Origin of the sequence: Pseudomonas sp. GW456-L13, assembly GCF_017350115.1 — a bacterium.
Lineage (GTDB): Bacteria > Pseudomonadota > Gammaproteobacteria > Pseudomonadales > Pseudomonadaceae > Aquipseudomonas > Aquipseudomonas jessenii.
This window is the reverse complement of the sequence record NZ_JACNAS010000001.1, coordinates 2,575,669-2,601,154: the sequence shown is the minus strand read 5'-3', so window position 1 is coordinate 2,601,154 and position 25,486 is coordinate 2,575,669. Positions and strand designations below refer to the sequence as shown.

General features: G+C 60.2%; 20 protein-coding genes. 6 read left to right on the top strand and 14 right to left on the bottom strand.

Annotation, left to right across the window (positions count from 1 at the left end):
* The first annotated feature begins 171 nt into the window (after window positions 1–171).
* Window positions 172–987 carry a hypothetical protein gene (locus J4D25_RS11775; protein WP_057712169.1) on the top strand — a complete coding sequence of 272 codons (816 nt, stop codon included), beginning with the start codon at window positions 172–174 and terminating at the stop codon, window positions 985–987.
* A 55-nt stretch (window positions 988–1,042) separates the two neighbouring features.
* A complete protein-coding gene (locus J4D25_RS11770; protein ID WP_057712168.1) occupies window positions 1,043–1,771 on the top strand; it encodes a hypothetical protein in 729 nt (242 codons plus the stop codon).
* 67 nt (window positions 1,772–1,838) lie between these two features.
* Here J4D25_RS11770 and J4D25_RS11765 read toward each other — a convergent pair whose 3' ends face one another.
* The 14 genes from J4D25_RS11765 to gcbA form a co-directional block, all read right to left on the bottom strand.
* Complete coding sequence (locus J4D25_RS11765; protein WP_057712167.1) at window positions 1,839–2,435, bottom strand: MarC family protein; 597 nt, start codon at window positions 2,433–2,435, stop codon at window positions 1,839–1,841.
* A 65-nt stretch (window positions 2,436–2,500) separates the two neighbouring features.
* Window positions 2,501–5,278, bottom strand: coding sequence for a hybrid sensor histidine kinase/response regulator (locus J4D25_RS11760; RefSeq protein WP_057712166.1), 2,778 nt, complete (start codon window positions 5,276–5,278; stop codon window positions 2,501–2,503).
* Between the two features lie 100 nt (window positions 5,279–5,378).
* A complete protein-coding gene (gene purD, locus J4D25_RS11755; protein WP_057712165.1) occupies window positions 5,379–6,674 on the bottom strand; it encodes a phosphoribosylamine--glycine ligase in 1,296 nt (431 codons plus the stop codon).
* 149 nt (window positions 6,675–6,823) lie between these two features.
* Window positions 6,824–8,431, bottom strand: a complete 1,608-nt coding sequence (purH, locus tag J4D25_RS11750; protein WP_057712164.1) for a bifunctional phosphoribosylaminoimidazolecarboxamide formyltransferase/IMP cyclohydrolase — start codon at window positions 8,429–8,431, stop codon at window positions 6,824–6,826.
* 82 nt (window positions 8,432–8,513) lie between these two features.
* The gene (gene fis, locus J4D25_RS11745) at window positions 8,514–8,834 is read right to left on the bottom strand and encodes a DNA-binding transcriptional regulator Fis (protein ID WP_015093301.1); all 321 of its coding nucleotides are present in this window, start codon (window positions 8,832–8,834) and stop codon (window positions 8,514–8,516) included.
* The gene (dusB, locus tag J4D25_RS11740) at window positions 8,831–9,841 is read right to left on the bottom strand and encodes a tRNA dihydrouridine synthase DusB (protein ID WP_057712163.1); all 1,011 of its coding nucleotides are present in this window, start codon (window positions 9,839–9,841) and stop codon (window positions 8,831–8,833) included. Before dusB ends, fis begins: the two co-directional genes overlap by 4 nt.
* Window positions 9,842–10,025: 184 nt before the next feature.
* Entirely contained in the window at window positions 10,026–11,279 is a 1,254-nt protein-coding gene (locus tag J4D25_RS11735) for a DUF3426 domain-containing protein (protein ID WP_057712162.1), read from the bottom strand.
* Between the two features lie 30 nt (window positions 11,280–11,309).
* Complete coding sequence (gene prmA, locus J4D25_RS11730; protein WP_008053952.1) at window positions 11,310–12,188, bottom strand: 50S ribosomal protein L11 methyltransferase; 879 nt, start codon at window positions 12,186–12,188, stop codon at window positions 11,310–11,312.
* A 281-nt stretch (window positions 12,189–12,469) separates the two neighbouring features.
* Window positions 12,470–13,828, bottom strand: a complete 1,359-nt coding sequence (gene accC, locus J4D25_RS11725; protein ID WP_057712161.1) for an acetyl-CoA carboxylase biotin carboxylase subunit — start codon at window positions 13,826–13,828, stop codon at window positions 12,470–12,472.
* 17 nt (window positions 13,829–13,845) lie between these two features.
* Window positions 13,846–14,310, bottom strand: a complete 465-nt coding sequence (accB, locus tag J4D25_RS11720) for an acetyl-CoA carboxylase biotin carboxyl carrier protein (RefSeq protein WP_008053948.1) — start codon at window positions 14,308–14,310, stop codon at window positions 13,846–13,848.
* Window positions 14,311–14,334: 24 nt separating this feature from the next.
* Window positions 14,335–14,790 carry a type II 3-dehydroquinate dehydratase gene (gene aroQ, locus J4D25_RS11715; protein WP_007971361.1) on the bottom strand — a complete coding sequence of 152 codons (456 nt, stop codon included), beginning with the start codon at window positions 14,788–14,790 and terminating at the stop codon, window positions 14,335–14,337.
* 132 nt (window positions 14,791–14,922) lie between these two features.
* Window positions 14,923–16,668, bottom strand: coding sequence for a protein-disulfide reductase DsbD (locus J4D25_RS11710; RefSeq protein ID WP_057712160.1), 1,746 nt, complete (start codon window positions 16,666–16,668; stop codon window positions 14,923–14,925).
* 172 nt (window positions 16,669–16,840) lie between these two features.
* The gene (locus tag J4D25_RS27280; RefSeq protein WP_371318459.1) at window positions 16,841–17,389 is read right to left on the bottom strand and encodes a methyl-accepting chemotaxis protein; all 549 of its coding nucleotides are present in this window, start codon (window positions 17,387–17,389) and stop codon (window positions 16,841–16,843) included.
* Between the two features lie 1,450 nt (window positions 17,390–18,839).
* Window positions 18,840–20,510, bottom strand: a complete 1,671-nt coding sequence (gcbA, locus tag J4D25_RS11700; RefSeq protein WP_057712158.1) for a diguanylate cyclase GcbA — start codon at window positions 20,508–20,510, stop codon at window positions 18,840–18,842.
* Between the two features lie 486 nt (window positions 20,511–20,996).
* On the opposite strand from gcbA, the gene J4D25_RS11695 reads away from it, so the two are divergent.
* The 4 genes from J4D25_RS11695 to speA all read left to right on the top strand — a co-directional run bounded on the left by J4D25_RS11695 (window position 20,997) and on the right by speA (window position 25,432).
* Window positions 20,997–22,064, top strand: coding sequence for a DUF2333 family protein (locus J4D25_RS11695; RefSeq protein WP_057712157.1), 1,068 nt, complete (start codon window positions 20,997–20,999; stop codon window positions 22,062–22,064).
* A gap of 3 nt (window positions 22,065–22,067) precedes the next feature.
* Window positions 22,068–22,625: an NUDIX hydrolase gene (locus J4D25_RS11690; RefSeq protein ID WP_057712156.1), complete on the top strand. Its 558-nt coding sequence runs from the start codon at window positions 22,068–22,070 to the stop codon at window positions 22,623–22,625.
* Between the two features lie 302 nt (window positions 22,626–22,927).
* Window positions 22,928–23,299, top strand: coding sequence for a translation initiation factor Sui1 (locus J4D25_RS11685; protein ID WP_057712155.1), 372 nt, complete (start codon window positions 22,928–22,930; stop codon window positions 23,297–23,299).
* A gap of 219 nt (window positions 23,300–23,518) precedes the next feature.
* Window positions 23,519–25,432, top strand: coding sequence for an arginine decarboxylase (gene speA / locus J4D25_RS11680; protein WP_057712154.1), 1,914 nt, complete (start codon window positions 23,519–23,521; stop codon window positions 25,430–25,432).
* The last annotated feature ends 54 nt before the right edge of the window (window positions 25,433–25,486 follow it).

Sequence of the window (25,486 nt, the reverse complement as noted above, 5' to 3'; positions counted from 1 at the left end):
ACGGTCCGGTTGGCTTGCGTGCTTTATTTGTATGAGTTGTATGTGCTCTTAGTAAATATTGATTGAGGTACATATGTTGTATTTAGTCGCTGTTGATAGTCTGGATAGGGCGGGTTAGATTCAGGGTGCTCCCGGATGGGGCGCTTATTAATATATAAAGGAGTATTGTTTGTGGATAATTTTGAGAGTGCGGTAAGTGTTTCGCAACGCGTTGACTTTGTAAGAAAGTGCATTCAGAAGCGTAAAGTTGCCTTGGCTGGCAGGCCGCGTGTAAGGTCCTTGGCTTTGTCGATTGCATCGAGCCCTACAAAGGAGCTCAACGCGGTGGTACTTGGCAACAGTCTAGTCGGGTACGGAGACAAAATAAGTCTCGAGAACATGGCGATTATTGAAAACTTGATCACCATGTCGAAGATGGAAGCAACTTACGAGGTTTCTGATAGTAAGGATCCCAAGGCTTGGTACCATGCGTTTACAAAGTGCATGGAGGAACTTGGATGTTTCGTGCCGGATAAAGGCTATTCAAAATACAGCGCCACTTCGCTTAAGGTAACGATGGATAATGTCATGGTCGATATTATTCAGGCGGCCGTCGAAGCCGCAAAGGCTGCAATTCCAGGGGCCTCCGTGCTCAGTGCAGTGACCAGCTCTACATTGGATGCATTGAAGAAAGAGCCTGAGGCGATCAACCTGTTGAATCTTGAGTCGAAGAATGCCGAAGGCGTGCGCTTGTCCACTATTCCCTGCGAACAAATGGCAAACGGAATTATCCTGATTGCGATAGGCGCGGTTGATCATCAGGGTGGGGGGAAGGACGGCGGTTTGCTGTTTGTTGATTGGAAGACGTCCTCTCTGGATATTTTTCACGGAAAGTCGTTCATTACTTTCAATCCCGTCCGTTATGCGGAAATCAAGTCGGATATCGAAGAGTATCTTGGCGTTCACCGAAAGGAAGTTCTGGTCAAGCGTTTCAGCCGGCGCAAGTGAAGGGGCAAGGCCAGAGGCTTTGTGTCTCTGGCCTTCTTGAAAACAAGGAAAGCGTATGGCGTATTCCGTATTGATAAATTCAGGCAGCGTTTTACTGTTGTCGACGTCGTTGTCGGCTGCAGTCGGGCAGGACGCCCTTGACACTATTTTATTTGCGCAACTCGCGGCAGAGGAAGACTTTCCAGGCGGCAGGAACCACGCTCAATGGACCGATGTATTTGTGGATACGCTGGTTGCCTGTGGTTGGAAGTTCCACGATCAAGGGAGAACTTCGGGAATGTTCCCGGTTGCAGGTGTTACGGTTTTCTCAATACAGGACGCTGTCCATGCGGCCTTTCAATCAAGTCTGTCCGCTGAGCAGATCGTGCTGACGGCAAGTGCTTTGCGCAGGGTCGCGCAATTGCCGGAGACGTCGGTGGCAGCCGGTGTTTTCCGTGGGCAATCGATCATGACTGTCGAGACTGAATCGGCGAGCACGGCAGGTCATTACGCCGGCAACCGTCATCATCGCGTGAGAGTGCTGGCAGGCGTTGTCGAGGCTGATGGCTTCCTGACGTTGGCTTCGGTGTTTTTTGAAACGGGTCAGCCGATAGATCGCCAGTTCATCAGGCAGGATTTTGCCTTGAGTCGCGTTGTGGGAGGTGTGAGCACTTCGTTCCTTCATTCGCGGTTTTCGGTCGACGAATACAAGGCATTCAGAGAAGACACAGTGCTGTGGTTAGGGTCGCAACGACAGGCACTGTGCATCCAGGTCAGCGAGCACGCCGTGCAGTCTCCTCGTTGATTGATGCCGGTTTTCCGACACCGCTCAAGGGGAGACCGAGAACAAGAACGGTGAGAGACATGACGGGCTAAGGAAGCAGGTAGCCCCTGACCCCGGTGAAGATGATCTGTGCCGCCAGTGCACACACGAACAACCCCATTAATCGGCTGACGATCTGTAACCCCTGGTCGCCGAGAATCCGTTCGATGCGGCTGGACAAGAACAGCACCACGCCCACGGTAAAACTGGCCAGGGCAATGCCGACAATGGCCGTGAGCTTGTCGTCCCAGTGCGGCTGGCTCACGCCCATCACCAGCAAGGCACCGATGGTGCCGGGGCCGACTGTCAGCGGGATGGTCAATGGAACGATGGTGACATCCTGCTGCACATTGTCGGTCTGTACCGCCGATTTGCCTTGCGCCATGCCCAGCGCCGAGATGAACAGCACACTGCCGGCACCGATACGAAAGGCGTCCACGGTAATGCCGAACACACTGAAAATCACTCGGCCGAACAAGTACAGCAGAACGCTGGAGACCAGGGTGGCGACCGCTACTTTCCAGGCCAACCGACGCTGTTCCTTGCGCGAATAACCACGGGTCAGGCTGATGAAGCAGGACAACACGAAGAATGGGCTGTAGAGCACCAGCATCTTCAGATAAACGCTGAACAACACATGGAGCATGGTGCCGGGCTCACTGGCGAGGGAAGACGAGGGGGAGTCTATCAGGGGTTGCGAAGTCTGTCGGCTCAGGACGTTGGGGTCGTCGTGCGTTTCTGCTGATCACGCTGGGCGACCCAGTGTTCGATCAGTTCGCGCAACTGCGACAGTTCCACCGGCTTGGCCATGTGTCCGTCCATGCCAGCCTGGCGCGCACGCTCTTTATGTTCGGCAAGGATATGGGCGGTCAACGCCACCACAGGGGTGCGAACCCGCTGGTTGCCGACTTCCCAGGCACGCAATTGCTGGGTGGCCGAGAAGCCGTCGAGGATCGGCATTTCGCAGTCCATCAGCACCAGGTCGTAACGCTGGGCTTTCATCGCCTGCAGGGCTTCTTCGCCGTTGCAGGCGGTATCCGGTTGCAGGTTGAGCTTGCTCAGCATGCCGCGGATCACCTTGGTCGAGATGCTGTTGTCTTCAGCCACCAGAATGCGGAAGTCGCAGGGGACCTTGACCGGCAACGTCGGGCCGATTGGCACGGGCTGGGTCGCGACGAGCCCTTTGTTGCGCTGGGTCAGTTCGTCGGCCAGAGTGGTCTTGAGGGTGTAGCCGGCAACCGGCTTGGCCAGGATGCGCTTGATCCCGGAGTTGCGCGCGATGATCTTGCTCGGTGCGTTGCTGATGCCGGTGAGCATGATCAGCAGGATGTCATGGTTCAGGCTCGGGTCTTCCTTGATCTTGGCCGCCAGTTGCATGCCGGTCATGCCGGGCATGTTCTGGTCCAGCAAGACTATATCGAAGTAATCGCGCAAATGAGCCTTGGTGCGCAGCAGGGCCAGCGCCTCCTTGCCGGAAGATGCGGCGCTGACGTTCAGGCCCCAGGCGCTGCATTGCTGCACCAGCACCTTGCGACAGGTGTCATTGTCATCCACCACCAATACCCGCGCGCCTTGCAGCGGGCCGTCGAGGTCGGAGGTCGGGTGTTCGAGGCGATCCGGGTCCAGCGGCAGGGTCAGCCACAGGGTGCTGCCCTGGTTGTTGCCGCTCTTGATCCCGAATTCCCCCTGCATCAAGCGGATCAGCTGGCGGGCTATCACCAGCCCCAGGTTGCCGCCCAACTGGGTGGCCGAAAGAAAATGCCGGCTGTGCAGTTCGGCGTGCATCAGGGCGTCGCGCTCTTCGGCGTCCATGGGCTCGCCGCTGTCCTGCACGGCGATACGCAGGCGTGGTTTGGTGTTGCGCTCGTCGAGCGCCACGACGATCAGGATTTCGCCTTCATCGGTTTTTTTCAGAGCGTTTTCAAGCAGGCTCAACAGCGTCTGGCGCAAGCGTGTCGGGTCACCGCTGATCACCCGCGGCACTTGCGGCTGGATGAAGCTGATCAACTCGACGTTTTGCTGCTCGGCCTTGGCGCGGAAGATGCTCAGGCAGTCTTCGATCAGCGCGTTGAGGTCGAACTGCACGTCGTCCAGTTCAATCTGTCCGGACTCGAGTTTGGAAATGTCGAGAATTTCGTTGATCAGTGTCAGCAGTTCGTTGCCGGCGCTGTGGATTGTCTGTACGTAGTCGCGTTGCTTGACCGATAGCGGTGTGCCCAGCAGCAGTTCGGTCATGCCGAGGACGCCGTTCATCGGGGTGCGGATTTCATGGCTGATTTTCGCCAGGAACTCGGCCTTGGCGTTGATCTCGGCGTTGCTGGCCGCCAGGTCTCGACTGATGCTGAAGCGGTCTTCGGTGATGCGTCGCTGGCGCTCGCTCAGTGCAATGCTCATCAACAGGCCGCTGATGCAGATGAACGCCAGCAATGTGGTGATCAGGCCATGGGGTTCGATCAGGGTCAGCCCCAACAGAGCAGGCAGGATGACCAGTGTCCCGAGGTTGAACACCGCCATGGCCGCCACGAAGAGGCGAGCCGGGCGATAACCTTTTTGCCAGTGATAGGCGCTGATGAACAGCATGGTCAGGCCAGCCAGGGCTACCAGGCCGTAGGTGATGAAGTTCAGCGGCAAGGTATTGACGAACAGCAGCATCAGGCTGCAGGCGGTGATCAGCACGACCTCGCCAAGCAGCAACCGGTTCAGCGGATGCGGCCCGAGCGGGGCGAAGAAGCGATAGGCAAGCATCAGGCCGCAGGGGGCAGTCATTAATAATGCCAGGTAAGCCCCCGGCGTTTGCAGTGCATGCCAGTCCGGCAGCCAGGGGCCGGCGAGATTCAGCAACAACAGCAGACTGAGCATCAACAGCCCTTCGCACGTCGCCAACCAGAGGGCGCTGTGCGAGCGGGTGTAGGCGTAGCGGATGAGGTTGTGCAGGATCAGCATGGCGATGCAACCGAACAGCAGGCCATAAATCAGCGTCTGGTTCTGGTTGGCGGCCGAGTTGATCGCTGACTGCAGGGTGATGTAGGGTCGTAACTGGTGGTCGGAGGCCAGTCGCAGGTATACGTCGAGGGGGGTGTCGCTTTGCGGCAGGGCCAGCATGAAGTCGCTGCTGGGCAATGGTCGCTCGGATTGGGGGTGTTCGTTGCCCGTGCTGGATTGATCGATCAGCTTGTCGCCGTCCAGTACGTACATGTTGAACTGGCGCAGGTCAGGCGCGAACACGCGCAGCAACTGTTCATGTTTGCCCGGTGCAAGCCTGAATCGCAACCATAACGCGCCATCGGGTTCGGCGGCGGTAATGTGGTCGAGTTCGATAGGGCTGAATTGATTGGTGTAACGTGCGGAGCGGATGTCGCTCAGTTGCAGGTCGCCCTGTTCGTCGAGCAATACCGCCCAGCCACTGCCTTGCGCGGCCTGGGCCGGTAGCATGCAGAGCAAGGTCAGCAAAGTGACGGTCAAGCTTATGGCAATCCTGAGCCAGCGCACGGCGAAATCCCTTCGTTAGGTTGATGCCAGAATATAACGATGCGCGGCGCCGGAATAGCCAGGCAATAAACAGTGTTCATTGCCTGGCGCGGTGTTTACCTTATTCCTGATTTTCGCCACGCTCGCGGGCAATGGCGCGGTAGCCAATGTCCTTGCGATAGAAGCAGCCTTCCCAGTCAATCGAAGCCGCGAGCTTGTAGGCCTGCTGCTGTGCAGCGTCAACGCTGGCGCCCATGGCCGTTGCGCAAAGCACCCGACCGCCGGCCGTTACGACTTGACCGTCCTTGAGCGCAGTACCGGCGTGGAAGACTTTGCCTTCCAGTGCGGCGGCTGCATCCAGCCCCTTGATGGCCACGCCTTTGGCGTAGTCACCAGGATAGCCGCCAGCGGCAAGCACGATTCCGACGCTCGGGCGTGGATCCCATTGCGCTTCTACTTTGTCCAGCGCCTGGGCCAGAGCAGCCTCGACCAGCAGCACCAGGCTCGACTGCAGGCGCAGCATCACCGGTTGGGTCTCAGGGTCGCCGAAGCGGCAGTTGAATTCGATGACTTTTGGGTTACCAGCCTTGTCGATCATCAGGCCAGCGTACAGGAAACCAGTGTAGACGTTGCCTTCCTCGGCCATGCCGCGCACGGTCGGCCAGATCACCAGGTCCATGACGCGCTTGTGCACTTCGGCGGTGACCACTGGCGCCGGGGAGTAAGCACCCATGCCGCCGGTGTTTGGACCGGTGTCGCCGTCGCCGACGCGTTTGTGGTCCTGGCTGGTGGCCATCGGCAGGACGTTCTTGCCGTCGACCATGACGATGAAACTGGCTTCTTCGCCGTCCAGGAACTCTTCGATGACCACGCGCGAACCCGCATCGCCAAAGGCATTGCCCGCCAGCATGTCGCGCACGGCGTCTTCGGCTTCGGCCAGGGTCATGGCGACGATCACACCTTTACCGGCGGCCAGGCCATCGGCCTTGATCACGATCGGAGCGCCTTTTTCACGCAGGTAAGCCAGGGCCAGCTCGATCTCGGTGAAGTTCTGGTAATCGGCGGTCGGGATCTTGTGGCGAGCCAGGAAGTCCTTGGTGAAGGCTTTCGAGCCTTCCAGCTGCGCAGCGCCAGCGGTCGGACCGAAGCAATCCAGGCCACGGCTGCGGAACAGATCCACAACACCGGCAACCAGCGGCACTTCAGGGCCAACGATGGTCAGGGAAACGTTTTTCTCGGCAAAGTCTGCCAGTTGCTCAAGTGCCAGTACGTCGATGGCGACGTTCTCGCACTTGGCTTCGATGGCGGTACCGGCGTTCCCCGGAGCCACGAACACCTTCTGCACGCGCGGATCCTGAGCCACTTTCCAGGCCAGGGCGTGTTCACGGCCACCGCTGCCAATGATCAAAACATTCATTTCAAAAACCTCGGATGACGCAAATCTGGGAACTGTAGGAGCGAGCTTGCTCGCGATGGTGGTTAACGATAGCGCGGGGTGTCTGAAACACTGTGGCGTCTAGTCGTTCTTCGCGAGCAAGCTCGCTCCTACAGGGGAATGCTGTGCTGTCAGTGACGGAAGTGGCGCATGCCGGTGAACACCATGGCGATGCCGGCTTCATCAGCTGCAGCAATCACTTCGTTGTCACGCATCGAGCCGCCTGGCTGGATCACTGCAGTGATACCGACCTTGGCCGCGTTGTCGATGCCGTCGCGGAACGGGAAGAATGCGTCGGATGCCATGACTGCACCTTGAACCTGCAAACCGGCATGTTCTGCCTTGATTGCAGCAATACGCGCGGAGTTCACGCGGCTCATCTGGCCGGCGCCGACACCGATGGTCTGGCGATTCTTGGCGTAGACGATGGCGTTGGACTTCACGTACTTGGCAACTTTCCAGGCGAAGATCAGGTCATGGATTTCCTGCTCGCTCGGTGCGCGCTTGGTCACCACTTTCAGGTCGTCGGCGCCAATCATGCCGATGTCGCGGCTTTGTACCAGCAGGCCACCGTTGACGCGCTTGTAGTCCCAGGCCGCCGCGCGGTCAGCCGACCACTCGCCGCAGGCCAGCAGGCGTACGTTGGCTTTGGCAGCGACGATGGCGCGGGCCTCTTCGCTGACCGACGGAGCGATGATCACTTCGACGAACTGACGTTCGACGATGGCCTTGGCAGTCTCGGCGTCCAGTTCGCGGTTGAAGGCGATGATGCCGCCGAAGGCGGATTCGGTGTCGGTGGCGTAGGCCAGGTCGTAGGCCTTGCGGATGCCGCCTTCGGCATCAGGGCTGACAGCCACGCCGCACGGGTTGGCGTGCTTGACGATCACGCAAGCCGGCTTGACGAAGCTCTTCACGCATTCCAGCGCGGCGTCGGTGTCGGCCACGTTGTTGTACGACAGTTCCTTGCCTTGCAGCTGGGTCGCGGTGGCGATGCCGACTTCGGCAGGCTTGGCTTCAACATAGAACGCCGCGCTCTGGTGCGGGTTCTCGCCGTAGCGCATTTCCTGGGCCTTGATGAACTGGCTGTTGAAGGTGCGCGGGAACTCGCTGCGACCTTCGGTGCTCAGGGTGTCGGCAGACTGGTTCACGGTGCCCATGTAGTTGGCGATCATGCCGTCGTAGGCGGCGGTGTGCTCGAACGCCTTGAGCATCAGGTCGAAACGCTGGGCGTAGGTCAGGCCACCGGCCTTGAGGTTTTCCAGGACGCTGGCGTAATCGCTGGCGTTGACCACGATGGCCACGTCCTTGTGGTTCTTGGCGGCGGAACGGACCATGGTCGGGCCGCCGATGTCGATGTTCTCGATGGCGGTCGGCAGGTCGCAGCCTGGCTTGTTGATGGTGGCTTCGAACGGGTACAGGTTGACCGCTACCAGGTCGATCGGCTTGATGCCGTGCTCGTTCATGATGGCGTCGTCGATACCGCGACGACCAAGGATCCCGCCGTGGATTTTCGGGTGCAGGGTCTTCACCCGGCCGTCCATCATTTCCGCGAAGCCTGTGTAATCCGCGACTTCCACTGCGGCAACGCCGTTGTCCTGCAGCAGCTTGAACGTCCCGCCGGTGGAGAGGATCTCGACGCCCAGGGCTTCAAGCTCCTTGGCGAATTCGAGGATCCCGGTCTTGTCGGAAACGCTGATCAAGGCGCGGCGGATCGGCAGGCGGGTAGTCTGGTCGGTCATCTCAATTTCCATCAAAAGCAAAGGAAGTCAGCAAAAAAGGCGACCGGTTTTACGCGGGCGCCTTTCTGGTTTGATTGAATGCTTACAACAAATCGTACTGCTTGAGTTTCTTGCGCAGCGTGCCCCGGTTCAGCCCGAGCATCTCGCTGGCCTTGGTCTGGTTGCCCTTGACGTAGTTCATCACGCACTCGAGCAGGGGAGCCTCGACTTCGGAGAGCACCAGGTTGTACACATCCGTGACGGCAGCGCCCTCAAGGTGGGCGAAATAATTGTGCAGCGCCTTCTCGACACTCCCGCGAAGGGTCTGACCTTCTTCGCTTGGCGTATTGAGGTGCTGTTTCAAATTCACGTTGTCGCTCACGGGTGTTGTTCCACTCACTAAAGTCTCGGTCATCATCGTCATGCGGCCACCCACTCTCCGTCCCCTGTCAGGCTCTTGTAACGCTCGGCGAAAAACGCCCGAACGTTGGCGCATTGTGCATCCGTACCATCCAAACGATTGAAGTGGGCGCGAAACTCCCTGGCGCCCGGCAGGGTTGCGAGATACCAGCCCACATGCTTTCGAGCAATGCGCACGCCCATGACATCACCATAGAAGGCGTGCAGGGCAGCCAGATGCTCTAGCAGAATGCGTTCCACCTCGATCAGTTCCAGCGCCGGGAGTTTCTCGCCGGTACGCAGGAAATGGTCGATCTCGCGAAAAATCCATGGCCGCCCCTGGGCAGCCCGGCCAATCAACAGGCCATCGGCACCGGTCGCGTCGAGCACGTACCGGGCTTTTTCCGGCGAATCGATATCGCCATTGGCGAAGACCGGAATCGACACCGCCTGCTTGATTGCGGCAATGGTGTCGTACTCGGCTTCACCGGTGTACAGGTCGGCACGGGTGCGGCCATGCACCGCCAGCGCCGTAATGCCTGCCTGTTCGGCGATCTTCGCCACCGTCAGGCCGTTCTTGTTGTCCCGGTCCCAGCCGGTCCGGATCTTCAGGGTAACCGGCACATCGACCGCAGCCACGACGGCCTGCAGGATCTCGGTTACCAGGGGTTCATCCTTCAACAGTGCGGAACCGGCAGCCTTGTTGCAGACTTTTTTTGCCGGACAGCCCATGTTGATATCAATGATCTGCGCACCCATTTCAACGTTGGCACGTGCGGCGTCCGCCAGCATCTGCGCGTCCCCACCGGCGATCTGTACCGAGCGTGGCTCGGGATCACCTTCGTGGATCATGCGCATGCGCGACTTGCGGGTGTTCCACAAACTCATGTCGCTGGTGACCATTTCCGAGACGACCAGTCCCGCGCCCAAGCGCTTGCACAGCTGACGAAAGGGCTGGTCGGTGACACCCGCCATGGGGGCGAGAATCAAGCTGTTATGTAATGTGTATGGGCCGATGCGTACCGCCGACATAGGACTTCCCTGTTGTGGGGCCGGATCATGAGAGTTCGAAAAAGGGTTGGCATGATACCCGCTCTCGATGACTGGATAAAGGCTGAATTGAACAAATTCTGAACAGTTACTCTGTTATTACCCGTGGTTTGGTTCGCCTGGAACAGTCAGAAAGCCGGCGTTAATCCGGGAGTAATGAAGCGTTTCACTCCGGAGAGTGGAAGCTCAGACTGTAGTTCACGGCCTTGGCACCTGGGTCGAGAATGTCCAGGGCGATGTGGATCGGCGTTTGCGGAGGCATCTCCGCCATGCCTTCGAGATCGCCATTGAGGTACTCGCCAGGCTTGAAGCGACGACTGGCGATCAGATGGCCATTGAGGTCGGCGAAGCGCAGTTCCAGCAGCGGGAAGGGCTGGGAGAAGGGCGCGCGGTTATAGATGATCGCATCGACCACCAGGGCGCCATTGAACTCGGGGTGGCTGCGCACCACCAGATTGCTGCTTTTGATTTTCGCGATGTCGACTTTGGAGGGCACGGTGCAGCCGATTTGCGGGCACAGTTGCTGGAACCACGGGCGATATTGATCCTGTCGCGCCAGTTCGTCGAAATGGTAGGCGATGTACTGGCCAGCGAGGGCGCCTGCGGCAATCAGCACCAGCAGCAACCACAACAGCCGTCGGCCCCAAGGTGAGCGGCGTTTTTGCCAGTCCAGTTGCAGCGGGTCGTCGGTCAGGTCTTGCAGCGCTTCGGCGCGCACGCCCGGTTCGCTGCGTTCGCGTCGCTTGCGCAGCGGTTCTATCGAGGGCAGGTTGTCGTCGATTTCGCTCTCGTCGGCGGCCGACAGGCGTTCATGGTTCAGCGGCGCATCAAGAGGGTCGTGCAATCGCAAATGGGGTGGTTGCGATTCGTCGTCGAGATCAACCGGTTCCAGGGACAGCGAAGGTTCGGTGCGTGAGGTTTTGCTCGTTTCGACCGTCGGCTCTGGTGTTTCAAGGCTGTCGAGCGGTTCGTCGACTGGCGCACGATCGGCCGCCGACGCACTGAACAGGCTGTCGGACCACGGCTCCTCGTCGTCCTGCCCGGCGCTGTCGCGACGGGCGCTCAGCGAGTCGTCGCGATGGCGGCCGAGTTCGGTGGTCGGCTGGATTTCCCGCTGTTCGAGCCGGGCGAGTTCTTCGTCGAGGTCGAGACTGTCCAGGTCCAGTTCGGTCGCGCTCCATTGCTTTTGGCTGATGGCGCGCGGTGGCGATGGCTCAAGGGGCTCCTCAGGCTGCACAGGCGGGAGCGGCGTCGCGACCGGTGCCTCCTTGCCGGCCTGCTCAAGCAACTGCCTGGCGGCATTGAACACCTGCAAGCAGGAGCCGCAACGAACCACCCCGCGAGCCACGCTCAACTGGGCATGGCTGACGCGGAAGCTGGTTTGGCAATGCGGGCACTGGGTGACGAAGCTGTCGGTCATGCGGCGATCCGGATTATGCAGGCGGTCATTCTAGCGCCGACGGCCAGTGATGCGCACCCAGCCATCGCGATTGGCGATCGGGTCCAGATCGAAGTCCCTGGCGTAGGCGGCAGCGACTTCGTCACCCTGTTCGGCGAGGATGCCCGACAGCGCCAGGCGTCCGCCCGACTTGACCAGGCCCGACAGCTGCGGCGCCAGGGAAACCAGCGGGCCGGCGAGAATGTTGGCCACCAGCACATCGGCCTGAACCTGCGGCAAATCTTCCGGCAGATACAGTGGGAACAGTTCATCAGCGATGTTATTGCGCCCGGCGTTGTCGCGGGACGCTTCCAGCGCCTGCACGTCGATGTCGGTACCCACGGCCTCCTTGGCGCCCAGCAGCAGGGCGGCAATCGCCAGAATCCCCGAGCCGCAGCCGAAGTCCAGCACGTTGCAGCCTTTCAGGTCCTGGCCGTCGAGCCATTCCAGGCACAGTGCGGTGGTCGGGTGGGTGCCGGTGCCGAATGCCAGGCCCGGGTCCAGCAGCAAATTCACTGCATCAGGCTCCGGTGCGGCGTGCCAGCTCGGCACGATCCACAGGCGCTGGCCGAAACGCATTGGCTGGAATCCGTCCATCCAGCTGCGTTCCCAGTCCTGGTCTTCGATCACTTCGCTGTGGTGCTCGGGCAACGGGCTGCCGGTCAGCAGCTCCAGATGGGCCAATACCGGGCCTGGCTCCGTGCCGCCTTCGAACAGGGCCAGCAGGTGCGTGTGGGACCACAGCGGCGTGGTGTTGAGTTCCGGCTCGAAGATCGGCTGATCTTCGGCGTCCATGAAGGTCACCGACACGGCGCCCACTTCAAGGAAAGCGTCTTCATAGGTTTCGGCTTGTTCTGGGCTGATGGCGAGACGGACTTGCAGCCAAGGCATGGCGGGCACCTTTGAAAAATATTGATTGCAGCCTAGCGGGCTGCGAGAAGCGCGCAAGTTTACGCGAGCGCGGAGGTTTTGTGGGAGTGGCTTGCCCTGCACATCGACACATACCCCTGTGGGAGCGAGCTTGCTCGCGATGGCGGTCTATCAGTCGACATCGATAGTGGATTTGCCGACGCTATCGCGAGCAAGCTCGCTCCCACAGGGGGGGGCAGTCGGATGAAATGTCCAGATACAACAAAGCCGCCCGAAGGCGGCTTTGTTGATCGGGTCGAAGCTTAGTGCTTCTCGCCAGCCAGCTTGTGCTCGAGGTAGTGAATGTTCACGCCCCCTTTGCAGAAGCCTTCATCGCGGGTCAGGTCGCGGTGCAGCGGGATGTTGGTCTTGATCCCGTCGACCACGATCTCGTCCAGCGCATTGCGCATGCGCGCCATGGCTTCGTCGCGGGTTGCGCCGTAGGTGATCAGCTTGCCGATCAACGAATCGTAGTTCGGCGGAACCGCATAGCCACTGTACAGGTGCGAGTCGACGCGAACGCCGTTGCCGCCTGGAGCGTGGAAATGCTTGACCGTGCCCGGGCTTGGCATGAAGGTTTTCGGGTCTTCGGCGTTGATCCGGCATTCCAGCGCGTGACCGCGGATGACCACGTCATCCTGGGTGAACGACAGCTTGTTGCCGGCGGCGATGCTGAGCATCTCCTTGACGATATCGATGCCGGTGACCATTTCCGAAACCGGGTGCTCTACCTGGACACGAGTGTTCATCTCGATGAAGTAGAAGCGGCCGTTTTCGTACAGGAACTCGAAAGTGCCTGCGCCACGGTAGCCGATATCGATGCAAGCCCTGACGCAGCGTGCGAGTACTTCCTCACGTGCGTTTTCGTCGATACCCGGTGCCGGCGCTTCTTCAAGAACCTTCTGGTGACGACGTTGCAGCGAGCAGTCGCGGTCGCCCAGATGGATAGCCTGGCCCTGGCCATCGGAAAGGACCTGGACTTCCACGTGACGTGGGTTGGTCAGGAATTTTTCCAGATAGACCATCGGGTTGCCAAACGCCGCGCCTGCTTCGGAGCGGGTCAGTTTCGCCGAGGCAATCAGGTCTTCTTCCTTGTGCACAACGCGCATGCCGCGACCACCACCGCCGCCAGCGGCCTTGATGATCACCGGGTAACCGACTTCGCGACCAATGCGCAGAGCGGTTTCTTCGTCTTCCGGCAGCGGGCCGTCAGAACCCGGAACAGTCGGTACGCCGGCAGCGATCATGGCGTGCTTGGCCGATACCTTGTCGCCCATCAGGCGAATGGTTTCGGCTTTTGGGCCAATGAACGCAAAGCCGGATTTCTCGACCTGCTCGGCGAAGTCGGCGTTTTCCGCAAGGAAACCGTAGCCCGGGTGAATGGCGGTGGCGCCAGTCACTTCGGCTGCGGCAATGATTGCCGGAATGTGCAGGTAGGAGTGGGCGGCCGATGCCGGACCGATGCAGACGGATTCGTCTGCCAGGCCCAGGTGCATCAGTTCCTTGTCAGCCTTGGAGTAAACGGCGACGGTCTTGATGCCCATCTCTTTGCAGGCGCGCAGGATCCGCAGGGCGATCTCACCGCGGTTGGCGATCAGAACTTTTTCCAACTTCGCAGTCATCAAAGGCTCTCCGCGGTTCAAACGATGGTGAACAGCGGTTGGTCGTACTCAACCGGCTGGCCGTCTTCGACGAGGATGGATTCGATCACACCGCTGGTTTCAGCTTCGATGTGGTTCATCATCTTCATGGCTTCAACGATGCACAGGGTGTCGCCTTTCTTCACGGTCTGGCCAACTTCCACGAAGGACGGCGAGGTTGGCGAAGACTTGCGATAGAACGTACCGACCATCGGCGAACGGGCAACGGTGCCGTTCAGTGCTGGCGCGGCGGCGGCAGCAGGTGCGGCAGCGGCAACCGGAGCGGCGGCAGCGACAGGCGCGGCAGCCGGAGCATGCATTGGAGCTGGCGCGTAGTACTGCTGAGCCGGGGTCTTGCTATGACGGCTGATGCGTACGGACTCTTCGCCTTCCTTGATCTCGAGCTCGTCGATGCCGGACTCTTCCAGCAATTCGATCAGTTTCTTAACTTTACGGATATCCATGAATCATCAACTCCCAAGGGTCGGTCAGGGGCGGTTAACTTGTTGTTCAAGCTGTTCCAGGGCGGCCTCCAGGGCCAGTCGATAACCGCTGGCGCCAAGGCCGCAGATCACTCCCACCGCTACGTCGGAGAAGTAAGAGTGATGGCGGAAAGGTTCGCGTTTGTGCACGTTAGACAAATGCACTTCGATGAATGGGATGCTCACCGCCAGCAGCGCGTCACGTAATGCGACACTTGTATGTGTAAAAGCTGCTGGGTTGATCAGAATGAAGTCCACGCCTTCACTGCGGGCAGCGTGGATGCGGTCGATCAATTCGTACTCGGCGTTGCTTTGCAGGTGCAGCAAATGGTGACCGGCTTCGCGGGCACGGCGTTCCAGGTCCTGGTTGATCTGCGCCAGCGTCGTGGCGCCGTAGGTGCCCGGTTCGCGAGTGCCGAGCAGGTTCAGGTTGGGTCCGTGCAGAACGAGTAACGTCGCCATCGGCGGTTCCTATGTTATCTGTGAGCAATTGTCAGAACCCGGCGACTATGCCGCAAAGCCTTTGTGACTGTCCAGTTCTCTGCAATAGCCAGCACGATGACCGATGTTTGCGCGAAATATATGACTGCTTGATTAAAATTGGTCATTCGCCCTGATTACACGTTCGGTGAAGTCCCTGGCGTTGATCTCGCCGATCACTCGCACATCGGCGCGTTCGACACCGTCCTTGCCAAAAAACATCAGGGCCGGGGGGCCGAACAACTGGTAGCGATCGAGCAGGGCGCGTTGCTCGGCGTTGCTGGCGGTGATGTCGAAGCGGATCAGCCGGTAACCCTTGAGGCGTTCGATGACGACAGGGTCATCCAGTACCTCGCGTTCGATGACCTTGCAGCTGATGCACCAGTCGGCGTACCAGTCGAGCAGCAGCGGTGTGCCGGACGACCGGGCCTCAGCGAGCACGCGGTCCAGATCGACGGAAGTGCTGACGGTTTGCCAGGTGCTGGTGTTTTGCGCGGGTCCGTTGTTTTCAGCGATACGGGGCTGGCCGATCGGGTTGAACGGGTCGGTCTGGCCGCTGAAGGCGCCATACCAGCAGGCCAGTGCGTAAAACAGCAGGAACATGCCGAACAATTGCCCCAGGCGTTTGCGTGGTGGTTTATAGACGAACTCCAGCGCACCCATGAACAAGCCGACACCGCCGGCCAGCAAACCGATCAGCAGCAAGGTGACCTGCCCTGGCAGGACACGGCTGAGCAGGCCGACGGACAACCCGAGCAACAACACACCAATGGCGTTTTTCACGTAGACCAGCCACGGACCGCTCTTCGGCAGCCAGGCTGCGCCACCGGTGGCCACCAGCAACAGCGGCGCGCCCATGCCGAGGCCGAGCATGAACAGTTTCAAGCCGCCGCCCAGCGCATCGCCACTGGCGCTGATGTACAGCAGCGCCCCGGCCAATGGTGCCGAAACGCAGGGTGAAACCAGCAGGCTGGAGACCACGCCCAACACTGCGGCGCCCAACAGTGAGCCGCTTTTGGTGCGGCCGGCGATGCGGTCCAGGCGACTGCTGATGGAGTGGGGCAGCTTGAGTTCGAAGACGCCGAACATCGCCAAGGCAAACACTGCAAAAAACATCGCGAACGGCACCAGCACCCAGGCCGATTGCAGTCGCGCCTGTAGATTGAGCTGGGCGCCGAACAGGCCCATCAGGGCGCCGAGCAGGGCAAAACAAGCGGCCATCGGCAGCACATAGGCCAGTGAAAGATTGAAACCGCGCCAGCCACCGACCTGACCGCGCAGCACCACCCCGGAAAGGATCGGCAGCATGGGCAGCACGCATGGCGTGAACGTCAGGCCCAGGCCGGCGAGGAAAAACAACGCCAGTTCGCGCCAGCTCCATTGATAAGCCGTCGCCGGAGCGCCGCTGCCGTCGATGCTCAGGCGCTCGGTTTCCGGCGGATAGCACAGGCCTTTGTCGGCACATCCCTGATAGGTCACGACCAGGGTGAAGGCACGTTGGTCGGTGCGCGGCAACTCAATGTCGAGAATGCCGTGGTAGACCTCGACATCGCCGAAGTATTCATCGTGCTTTTTCTGGCCGTCGGGCAGTTTCGCCGCGCCGAGGAGGACATCGGCCGGGTCGGCGCGAAACTGAAAACGGTGGCGGTAGAGGTAGTAACCTTCGGTGGCGACGAAACGCAACTTGATCGATTGCGGTGTGCTGTCTACCAGGCTCAGCTGGAAAGCTTCGCGCACCGGCAGGAAGTCGGCGCTGTTGTTGATCGAGCCCAGGCTTGAGCTGGGTCGGTTCTCCAGCAAGCCAGTGGCGCTGGCCGGCAGGACGAACACTAAAAACAACAGGCAGAGCAAGCGGCGCATGACGATCTCGCGTATCGGAATTGGGGGGATGATAGCGGACGGCGGCGTGATATGCAGGAGGGGAGTCTGAGGTGTTTGTTCTGACGCCATCGCGAGCAAGCTCGCTCCCACAGGGGATTTGCGTCGTGCACAAATCAAATGTGGGAGCGAGCTTGCTCGCGATGGCGGTCTATCAGACGCGGAAGGCCTGAACGGCTGTATGCAATCGACCACCCAGCACCAGAAGATTTTCTCCCTGTTCACGCCCTTCACCAATGCGCAGCAAATTATCCCCGCCCAGCTGGTGAATCCGCTCACTGTGGTCACGGATTTCGCTGACAGCACCGCTTTGCTGGGCGGTGACATCGGCGATGCGTACCGCCGTGTCGGAAATGGTCTGGATCGCCCCGACGATTTTATCCAGCGCGCCATCAGCGGCCTGGGCCTGGCTGGCCGTGGCTTCGGCGTGTTCGACCTGGGCTCGCATGCCCTCCACCGATTGCCGCGCGGCGGTTTGCAGCCCTGCGATCAGCGTCTGGATTTCTGCGGTAGCCCCGGCGGTACGTTGCGCCAGTGAGCGCACCTCTTCGGCCACCACCGCAAAACCTCGGCCCATTTCCCCGGCCCGGGCCGCCTCGATGGCGGCGTTCAAGGCCAGCAGGTTGGTCTGGTCGGCAATCGAGCGGATCACCGTCAACACGCCGCCGATGGTGGCCGACTCTTCGGCCAGGTGTTCGATCATTTGCGCATTGCCTTGCACTTCATCCACCAGCGCATGCAGGCCGGTGAGGCTCAGGCCGATGACTTTCTGTCCATGCTCCACGGCCAGGCCGGCGTGGCGGCTGGCTTCGGCGGCCTGGCTGGCGTCGCCGGCGACTTGTTGAATGGTCGCTTCCAGTTCGCTGAGGGAGTCGCGGATCAGTGCCGTGTCGCCAGCCTGATGCTCGGCACCGTCATGCAGGTCGTTGCTCAGGTCGGCCAGGGTGCGGCTGCTGCCGGCCACCTGTTCGGCGTTGCGGCGAATGGTCCCCACCAGGTCCACCAGATAAGCGCGCAAGCGGTTGAGGGAGGCTTCAATGTCATGCAATTCGCGGTTGGTGTTGCCCAGTTGAATGTCGCGGCTGAAGTCGCCTTCGGCCCAAGTCGAGAGGGCCGGGGCGAGGTTGGTCAGGGTCCGTGCGAGTTTGCGTTGCAGGGTGTCGATCAGCAATGCGATCAACAGAATCAAGCCGATCATCACGCCTTGCATCAGCCGTACTTCTCCCTGGATCTGCCCGTGCTGGGCGCGCACCACCGGTTCCATCCCTGCAATGGCCTGTTGCACGTCGGCGATTTTCAGGTGGGTCGCCGCGCTGAGGTCGGCGCGTTTGCGGATTTGATCGCGAGTGCGCGAGAGCTCGGCCGGATAGCGGATGAGCAGGCTGTTGAGCTCGCGCTTGAGGCCGACGCCGGCATCTTCGGCGACGGTTGTTTCCTTGTTCTCCAGGCCCATCATCGAGGCGAAATCATCGGTGTTCGACTCGCTGCTGGTGGTCACGCCCAGCAATGACAGGGCGTCGAGTTTCTCTGCCTGGATACGGATGTTGGCCACTTCGCGTTCGACATCGGCGGCCAGTTCGCTACGGCCGCTGCTGACCAGTTTGTCCCGGGTCAGGGACAATTTTCCCAAGTGTTGCGATGCGGTGAGCAGCGGCGTGAGGTAGGCCGCATTGCCACTGGCGTACTGGCTGAGTTGATCGAGACTGGCGCCTAGTTCCCGCTCGGCCTGCAGCAGCAAGGCCTGCGGATCGCCTGCCAGTTTGCCGGCGGCCAGCAGGTCGGTCTTGCTGAATTCTTCAAGGGTCGACAGGCTGGGGCGCAACGCCTCGGCCAAGGCCGGTGGCAATTCGCCGAGTTCTTTTTGCAGGCTGTCGATGCCTTGGGCGGCACTGCTCAGGCGCAGCGCATCGCCGCTGCCCAGGTAATCCTCAATGCTGCGGGCGACGTCATTCTGAAATTGCTGCGACAGGCCCAGGTAGCGCTCCATTAATAGATATGGGCGCTCCAGGGCTTTCTGCGACCACCACAGCGTAGCGCCGAGGGCCACGCACACGGCCACCAGAAGGAGGGTATTGAGATTGGTCAGCAGCTTCAGGCGCATTACGGACTACCAACGGCAGAAATGGTAAGTGCCTGAAGTTATTGCGTTTCTGTTACAGGGTTATGACCGTATCGGTCGATTCCGATAAAAAAGTGGCACTTTGCTTTGATGTGCGTGCGCCCTGTACGCGATTGCGTCCGCCGTGTTTGGCGCGATACAGCGCTTCGTCCGCCTGGTTGGCCATCATCAGGCTGTCGGAGCTTTCGCAAAGCTCAACCACTCCGGCACTGAAGGTGCACCACAGATCCTCGGGTTGCGCGGGATAGTGAATCTCGGCAAAGCGCTGACGGATTTCATCGAGCACGTTGTAGGCCGCTTCGATATCGGTATCCGGCATGACGATGGCGAACTCTTCGCCACCGTAGCGGCCGATGAAATCGGTTTTGCGCAGGCGTTGCTTGAGAAACAGCGCCAGGCTCTTGATCACCCGGTCGCCCATGGGGTGGCCGTGGCTGTCATTGACCCGTTTGAAGTGGTCAATGTCGAGCATGGCAAAGCTCAGCGGCTTGCTTTCGCGGCGGGCGCGGAACGAACAGTCTTCGAGCAATTGCAGGATATGCGTGTGGTTGTACAACCCGGTGAGACTGTCGCGGACCATCCGTGCCTTGAGGTTGCGTGCCCGGGCCGCGCGGTTGCGCACGGTGGTGATCAGGTGCCGGGGCTTGATCGGTTTGGTCAGGAAGTCGTCGCCGCCCTCGCTCATGGCGTCGAGCTGCTTGTCCAGGTCGTCTTCGGCCGACAGGTAAATGATCGGCACGCTGACGTAACGGTCGTTATGGCGGATCACCTTGGCCAGTTCCGTACCGGTGCAGGCCGGCATGTACATGTCGAGGATGATCAGGTCCGGCTGGAAGTCCGCCAGTTCGGCCATGGCCTGGATCGGCTCGATGAGCGTGCGGGTGACGATCCCGGCGCTGTTGAGCAGACGCTCGGTGTGCAAGGCCTGGGCGCGGGAGTCGTCGATGATCAGCACTTTATAAGGCTCGTACTGGGCAACGCAGGTCAGGACTTCGATCTTCTCCAGCAGGCTCGACGCTTCGAGGGTGCCGGTAAGGAATTCCTGGCCGCCCGCACGCACGGCGGCCAGGCGGGTCGGGGTGTCGGTTTCGTGCAGGCTGAAGAACAGCAGCGGCAGCTGATGATCGAGGCCTTCCTGGGCTTCGGCGGCCAGTTTCAGGCCGACACCGGTGCCACTGAAGTCCACGTCCATGACAATCGCCGCCGGCATGCGCTCGACCATCGATGAGCGAAACGCGTCTACGCTGTCCAGGGACTGGGCGCTGAGGCCGAAGAATTCCAGTTGTTTGGCCAGGCGCTCGGCGCGGTCGTGATCCTGCAACATCACGTAGATGGGCTTGCGCAGCGGCGGCAGGAAGGTTTGATCGAGTTGGTCGCCATGGCGCAGGCCGGTGCGTGACAGGCGCTGCATCAAGCGGTTGAGATCGGTGATCAGGCCACTGCTCAGGCGTCCGCGATTGGCGTCGACCGCTTCCAGTGACTGACCGATGTGGCGTGCCAGTTGCGAGTGTTCCGGTTGTTCGAAACGCTCGGCGAAACGCAGCAGGCGCAGATTGGCCTCGCTCAGTTCCGAAAGGTCGGCGGTGGACCACTCACTGCGTTGCAGGCGCTGCCATATCTCAAGAATCTGACGAGCCTGATGAATTACCCGCTGGGCAAAGTGGTGCTTGAGGCGCTCGCGGCTGGGATCTTCTGGCTCGGTCATATCCTGACTACTAGTTAGGGTGCACGCTGAGGTCGAGTGGTGGCTCTATGCTAGCACCACTTTTCCATTACATGAGTGCTGTACGTCAATAATCTGCAATGTGTCTTTATTCAGTTTGTGACTGGCCGGTCTTGTTCTAGCCTTTCAAGTCGCGGTTTTAAGGGGCGAAGTACCTGAATCAGGGCACTTGGCGGGCGCGGGGTGGAAATGGGCGAGTGACGGAACGCCGGCCATTCATGATTTTTTTGCCAGTGCTGATCGGCCCGTTTTTTTGGGCTTTAGAGGGTCGGGGATTCCCTTAGGGTAGCAATCCAAACCATTAGGGGGGATTTTGAGGGTCGCAGCGTCGTCGGGTGCACAGACGTTCTTTTGATCCGCAAGCCCGGTAATTTTCCGCATCGGTGCGATGGCGGGTGCCGGGCCAAGGCACGTTGTTGTATGGTTGTGGTCGAACCGTTGAACTCAAGAGCTTGAAAGGATATCGCCATGCTGGACTGGAAGAACCGCACAGACAGTGCGCCTGAACGTGCCGCTGAACCGAAGTCGGAGACCCGCAGTTATCTGGGTGGTCTGTTGTTCAGCCGGGCGCTGGCCACTCTGCTGGGCATCTACCTGTTGGTGGCGAGTGTCCTGGGCTGGTACTGGAGCCAGGAGCCGGCGCTGTTCCCGGTCCAGCAAACCGCTCAACTGGCGGCCGAGAAAGAAGGCAAGCAGATGGTCGTCGGCTACACCACGGTGGAAACCCTCAAGACCGTTGCCGGCACCTTGCTGACCAAGCAGGGCGGCTATATTTCCAACGACCGATTCCCGCCAGGCCTGTGGATGGACAACATGCCGAGCTGGGAATATGGCGTGCTGGTGCAGGTCCGCGACCTGAGCCGGGCACTGCGTAAAGACTTCGCCCGTTCGCAGTCGCAGTCCGCCGAAGACGCCGACCTGGCCAAGGCCGAGCCGCGTTTCAACTTCGACAACAAGAGCTGGGTGCTGCCGTCCAGTGAGTCCGAGTACCAGGAGGGCATCAATTCCCTGAGCCGCTATCAGGCGCGACTGTCCGATCCTAACCAGAAGAGCGCGTTGTTCTATGCCCGCGCCGACAACCTGAACAACTGGCTGGGCGACGTCGGCACCCGTCTGGGTTCGCTGTCGCAACGACTGTCGGCCAGTGTGGGCCGGGTCAAGCTCAACACTGCGCTGAAGACCGAGGTGGTGACGCCGGGTGTGGCGCCGCAAGTCGATGAGGAAATCGTCGAAACCCCATGGCTGCAGATCGACAACGTGTTCTACGAAGCTCGCGGCCAGGCCTGGGCTCTCTCGCATTTGCTGCGCGCCATTGAAGTCGACTTCGCCGATGTGCTGGCCAAGAAGAACGCCACGGTCAGCGTGCGCCAGATCATTCGTGAACTGGAAGCGTCGCAGGAGCCGGTGTGGAGCCCGATGATCCTCAACGGCAGTGGCTTCGGCGTACTGGCCAACCACTCGCTGGTCATGGCCAACTACATTTCCCGGGCCAACGCGGCGGTGATCGATTTGCGTCAACTGCTCAATCAGGGCTGAGTCATGGTCGATAATGCCAGGGAGGCCGCGCACCGTGCGGCTTCCGATGCCGAACAGATCGCCTGGGTTGACGAGCAGGACAACCTGCTCGGCGCCCTGGTTCGTTCCGATTTGCGCGAGCGCGGGCTGATCGGGCGCGGCACCTACATTATGTTGTTCAACTCCGCTGGCGAGCTGTGCGTGCATCGCCGCACCCTGAGCAAGGCAATCTATCCCGGTTTCTGGGACGTGGCGGCGGGGGGCATGGTGCTCGCCAGTGAAACTTATGCCGAGTCGGCGGCAAGGGAGCTGGAGGAAGAACTGGGCGTGAGTGGCGTGGAACTGACCGCCCATGACCACTTTTACTTTGAGGACACCGGCAATCGCCTGTGGTGTTCGGCGTTCTCGGCGGTATGGGACGGCCCGTTGATCCTGCAACCGGAAGAGGTGCTCGAAGCGCGCTTTATCCCCATCGATCAGGTCATGCTGGAAATCGAGCAAAAGCCTTATTGCCCGGACTCTCTGGCCGCATTGAAGCGCTATTTGCGTTCACGCCGGATCGACGTCGCAAAACAGCTATAAATTGGCGCCGATTGGCTCTTAGCAATCGGCGTTTTTGCCGTTACACTGCGCGACCTTTTTAAACTGAACCGGTATTGCTGGTTGTTGCTGTAGGCGCGAGCTCGCTCGCGATGGACGTCAACGATAACGCGGGCATCCAGAATGAACGCGTCGCTTTTGAGTTCATCGCGAGCGAGCTCGCTCCTACAGTGAAATGAATGTCGTACCGTATCAGTAGCGCTGCCCCTGCCTGAGTGGGGCTTCGCGGTCGATAGCCTTCCCAAGTGCTGCGACCAGTCTTTGTCCTCCGAAGAGGATTGCCGGTGGCCAAAAAAGCCGCATCCTTCGCCGCCTTGGGCGGCCTGGTATTTTCCACCGACGCAGGTCGTCATTGCCCGGAATGCAGTAAACCGGTGGACGCCTGCATCTGCAGACAGACCGTTATCCCGGCCGGCGACGGCATCGCTCGCGTGCGTCGCGAAAGCAAGGGCCGTGGCGGCAAGACGGTGACCACCATCACCGGCGTGCCGTTGGCTGAAGACGCGCTCAAGGACCTGGCCACGACGTTGAAGAAACGTTGTGGTACCGGTGGGGCGCTGAAAGACGGTGTCATCGAAATCCAGGGCGATCATGTCGAGCTACTCTTGGCAGAACTGATCAAGCTCGGTTTCAAAGCGAAGAAGTCCGGCGGCTAGCAGCCTCTGTGAAAACCACCCTCGGCTTGATCCGGTCCTGATGACATTCAGGTCCGGCATCGTCTACATGGTTTTCACAGAGCCTGTTCATGACCGGTATCTAAACTCACTGCGGTCGGCGGGGTCTATTGCCTCGTTGACGAACCGTCATTTTCATTCTTTAGACTGCGCCGGCCTGAACCCAGGCGACGCACTATGACTTCTTTATAGGGGACTTCGATGTCCGTACGACGCACACGCAAAGACGATGGCAGCCAATGGACAGTTGCGGACAGCCGCAGTGTTTACGGGATTCGCCATTGGGGGGCCGGGTATTTCGCGATCAATGACGCCGGTCGCGTCGAAGTTCGTCCGAACGGTCCGAGCAGCTCGCCTATCGACCTGTACGAGCAAGTCGACCAGCTGCGCAAAAGCGGCCTGTCCTTGCCATTGCTGGTCCGTTTCCCGGACATCCTGCAAGACCGCGTGCGTCAGCTGACCGGCGCATTCGACGCCAACATCGAGCGTCTGGAATACCAGAGCAAGTACACCGCGCTGTACCCGATCAAGGTGAACCAGCAGGAAGCGGTGATCGAAAACATCATCGCCACCCAGAACGTTTCCATCGGCCTGGAGGCCGGCTCCAAGCCTGAACTGCTGGCGGTGCTGGCACTGGCGCCGAAGGGCGGCACCATCGTCTGCAACGGCTACAAGGACCGCGAGTTCATTCGCCTGGCACTGATGGGCCAGAAGCTCGGCCACAACGTGTTCATCGTGATCGAGAAAGAATCCGAAGTCGGCCTGGTGATCGAGGAAGCGGCTTCGCTCAAGGTCAAGCCTCAGGTCGGCCTGCGCGTGCGCCTGTCGTCCCTGGCCTCGAGCAAGTGGGCGGACACCGGCGGTGAAAAATCCAAGTTCGGCCTGTCGGCGGCGCAACTGCTGTCGGTGGTCGAGCGTTTCCGCGCGGCGGGCCTGGACCAGGGCATTCGCCTGCTGCACTTCCACATGGGCTCGCAGATCGCCAACCTGGCGGACTACCAGCACGGTTTCAAGGAAGCGATCCGTTACTACGGCGAATTGCGCAACCTCGGCCTTCCGGTGGATCACATCGACGTCGGCGGTGGCCTGGGCGTGGACTACGACGGCACGCACTCGCGTAATGCCAGTTCGATCAACTACGACATGGACGACTACGCTGGTGTCGTGGTCGGGATGCTCAAGGAATTCTGCGATGCGCAGAGCCTGCCGCACCCGAACATCTTCTCCGAAAGCGGCCGTTCCCTGACCGCGCACCACGCGATGCTGGTGATTCAGGTGACCGACGTCGAGAAACACAACGACGACGTGCCGCAGATCGAGAACAAGGAAGCGCTGCCGGAAACCGTGCAGTGGCTGGTGGACCTGCTGGGTCCGACCGACATCGAAATGGTTACCGAAACCTACTGGCGCGCCACGCACTACATGAGTGATGTTGCCTCCCAGTACGCCGACGGCAAGCTGACCCTGGCCGAGAAAGCCCTGGCCGAGCAGTGCTACTTCGCCGTGTGCCGTCGCCTGCACAACTCGTTGAAGGCACGCCAGCGTTCCCACCGTCAGGTGCTGGACGAACTCAACGACAAGCTGGCCGACAAGTACATCTGCAACTTCTCGGTGTTCCAGAGCCTGCCGGACACCTGGGCCATCGACCAGGTCCTGCCGATCATCCCGCTGCACCGTCTCGACGAAGAGCCGCTGCGTCGTGCGGTACTGCAAGACCTGACCTGTGACTCCGACGGCAAGATCAACCAGTACGTCGACGAGCAGAGCATCGAGACCAGCTTGCCGGTGCACGCGTTGAAAGAAGGTGAGGACTACTTGCTGGGTGTGTTCCTGGTCGGTGCCTACCAGGAAATTCTTGGCGACATGCACAACCTGTTCGGTGACACGGATTCGGTGAACATCTACCAGAACGCCGATGGCAGTGTGTACCACGCCGGTATCGAAACCCACGACACCATCGAAGACATGCTGCGTTACGTGCACTTGTCGCCGGAAGAACTGATGACCCACTACCGCGACAAGTGCGCCAGTGCCCGCATCAGCGCAACCGAGCGCACGCAGTTCCTCGATGCCTTGCGTCTGGGGCTGACCCGTTCGTCTTACCTGTCTTCCTGAGGTAAGCGTCACGCTCATCAGGTCGTCTGAAAATTTACCGTTCGCTGCGGAAAT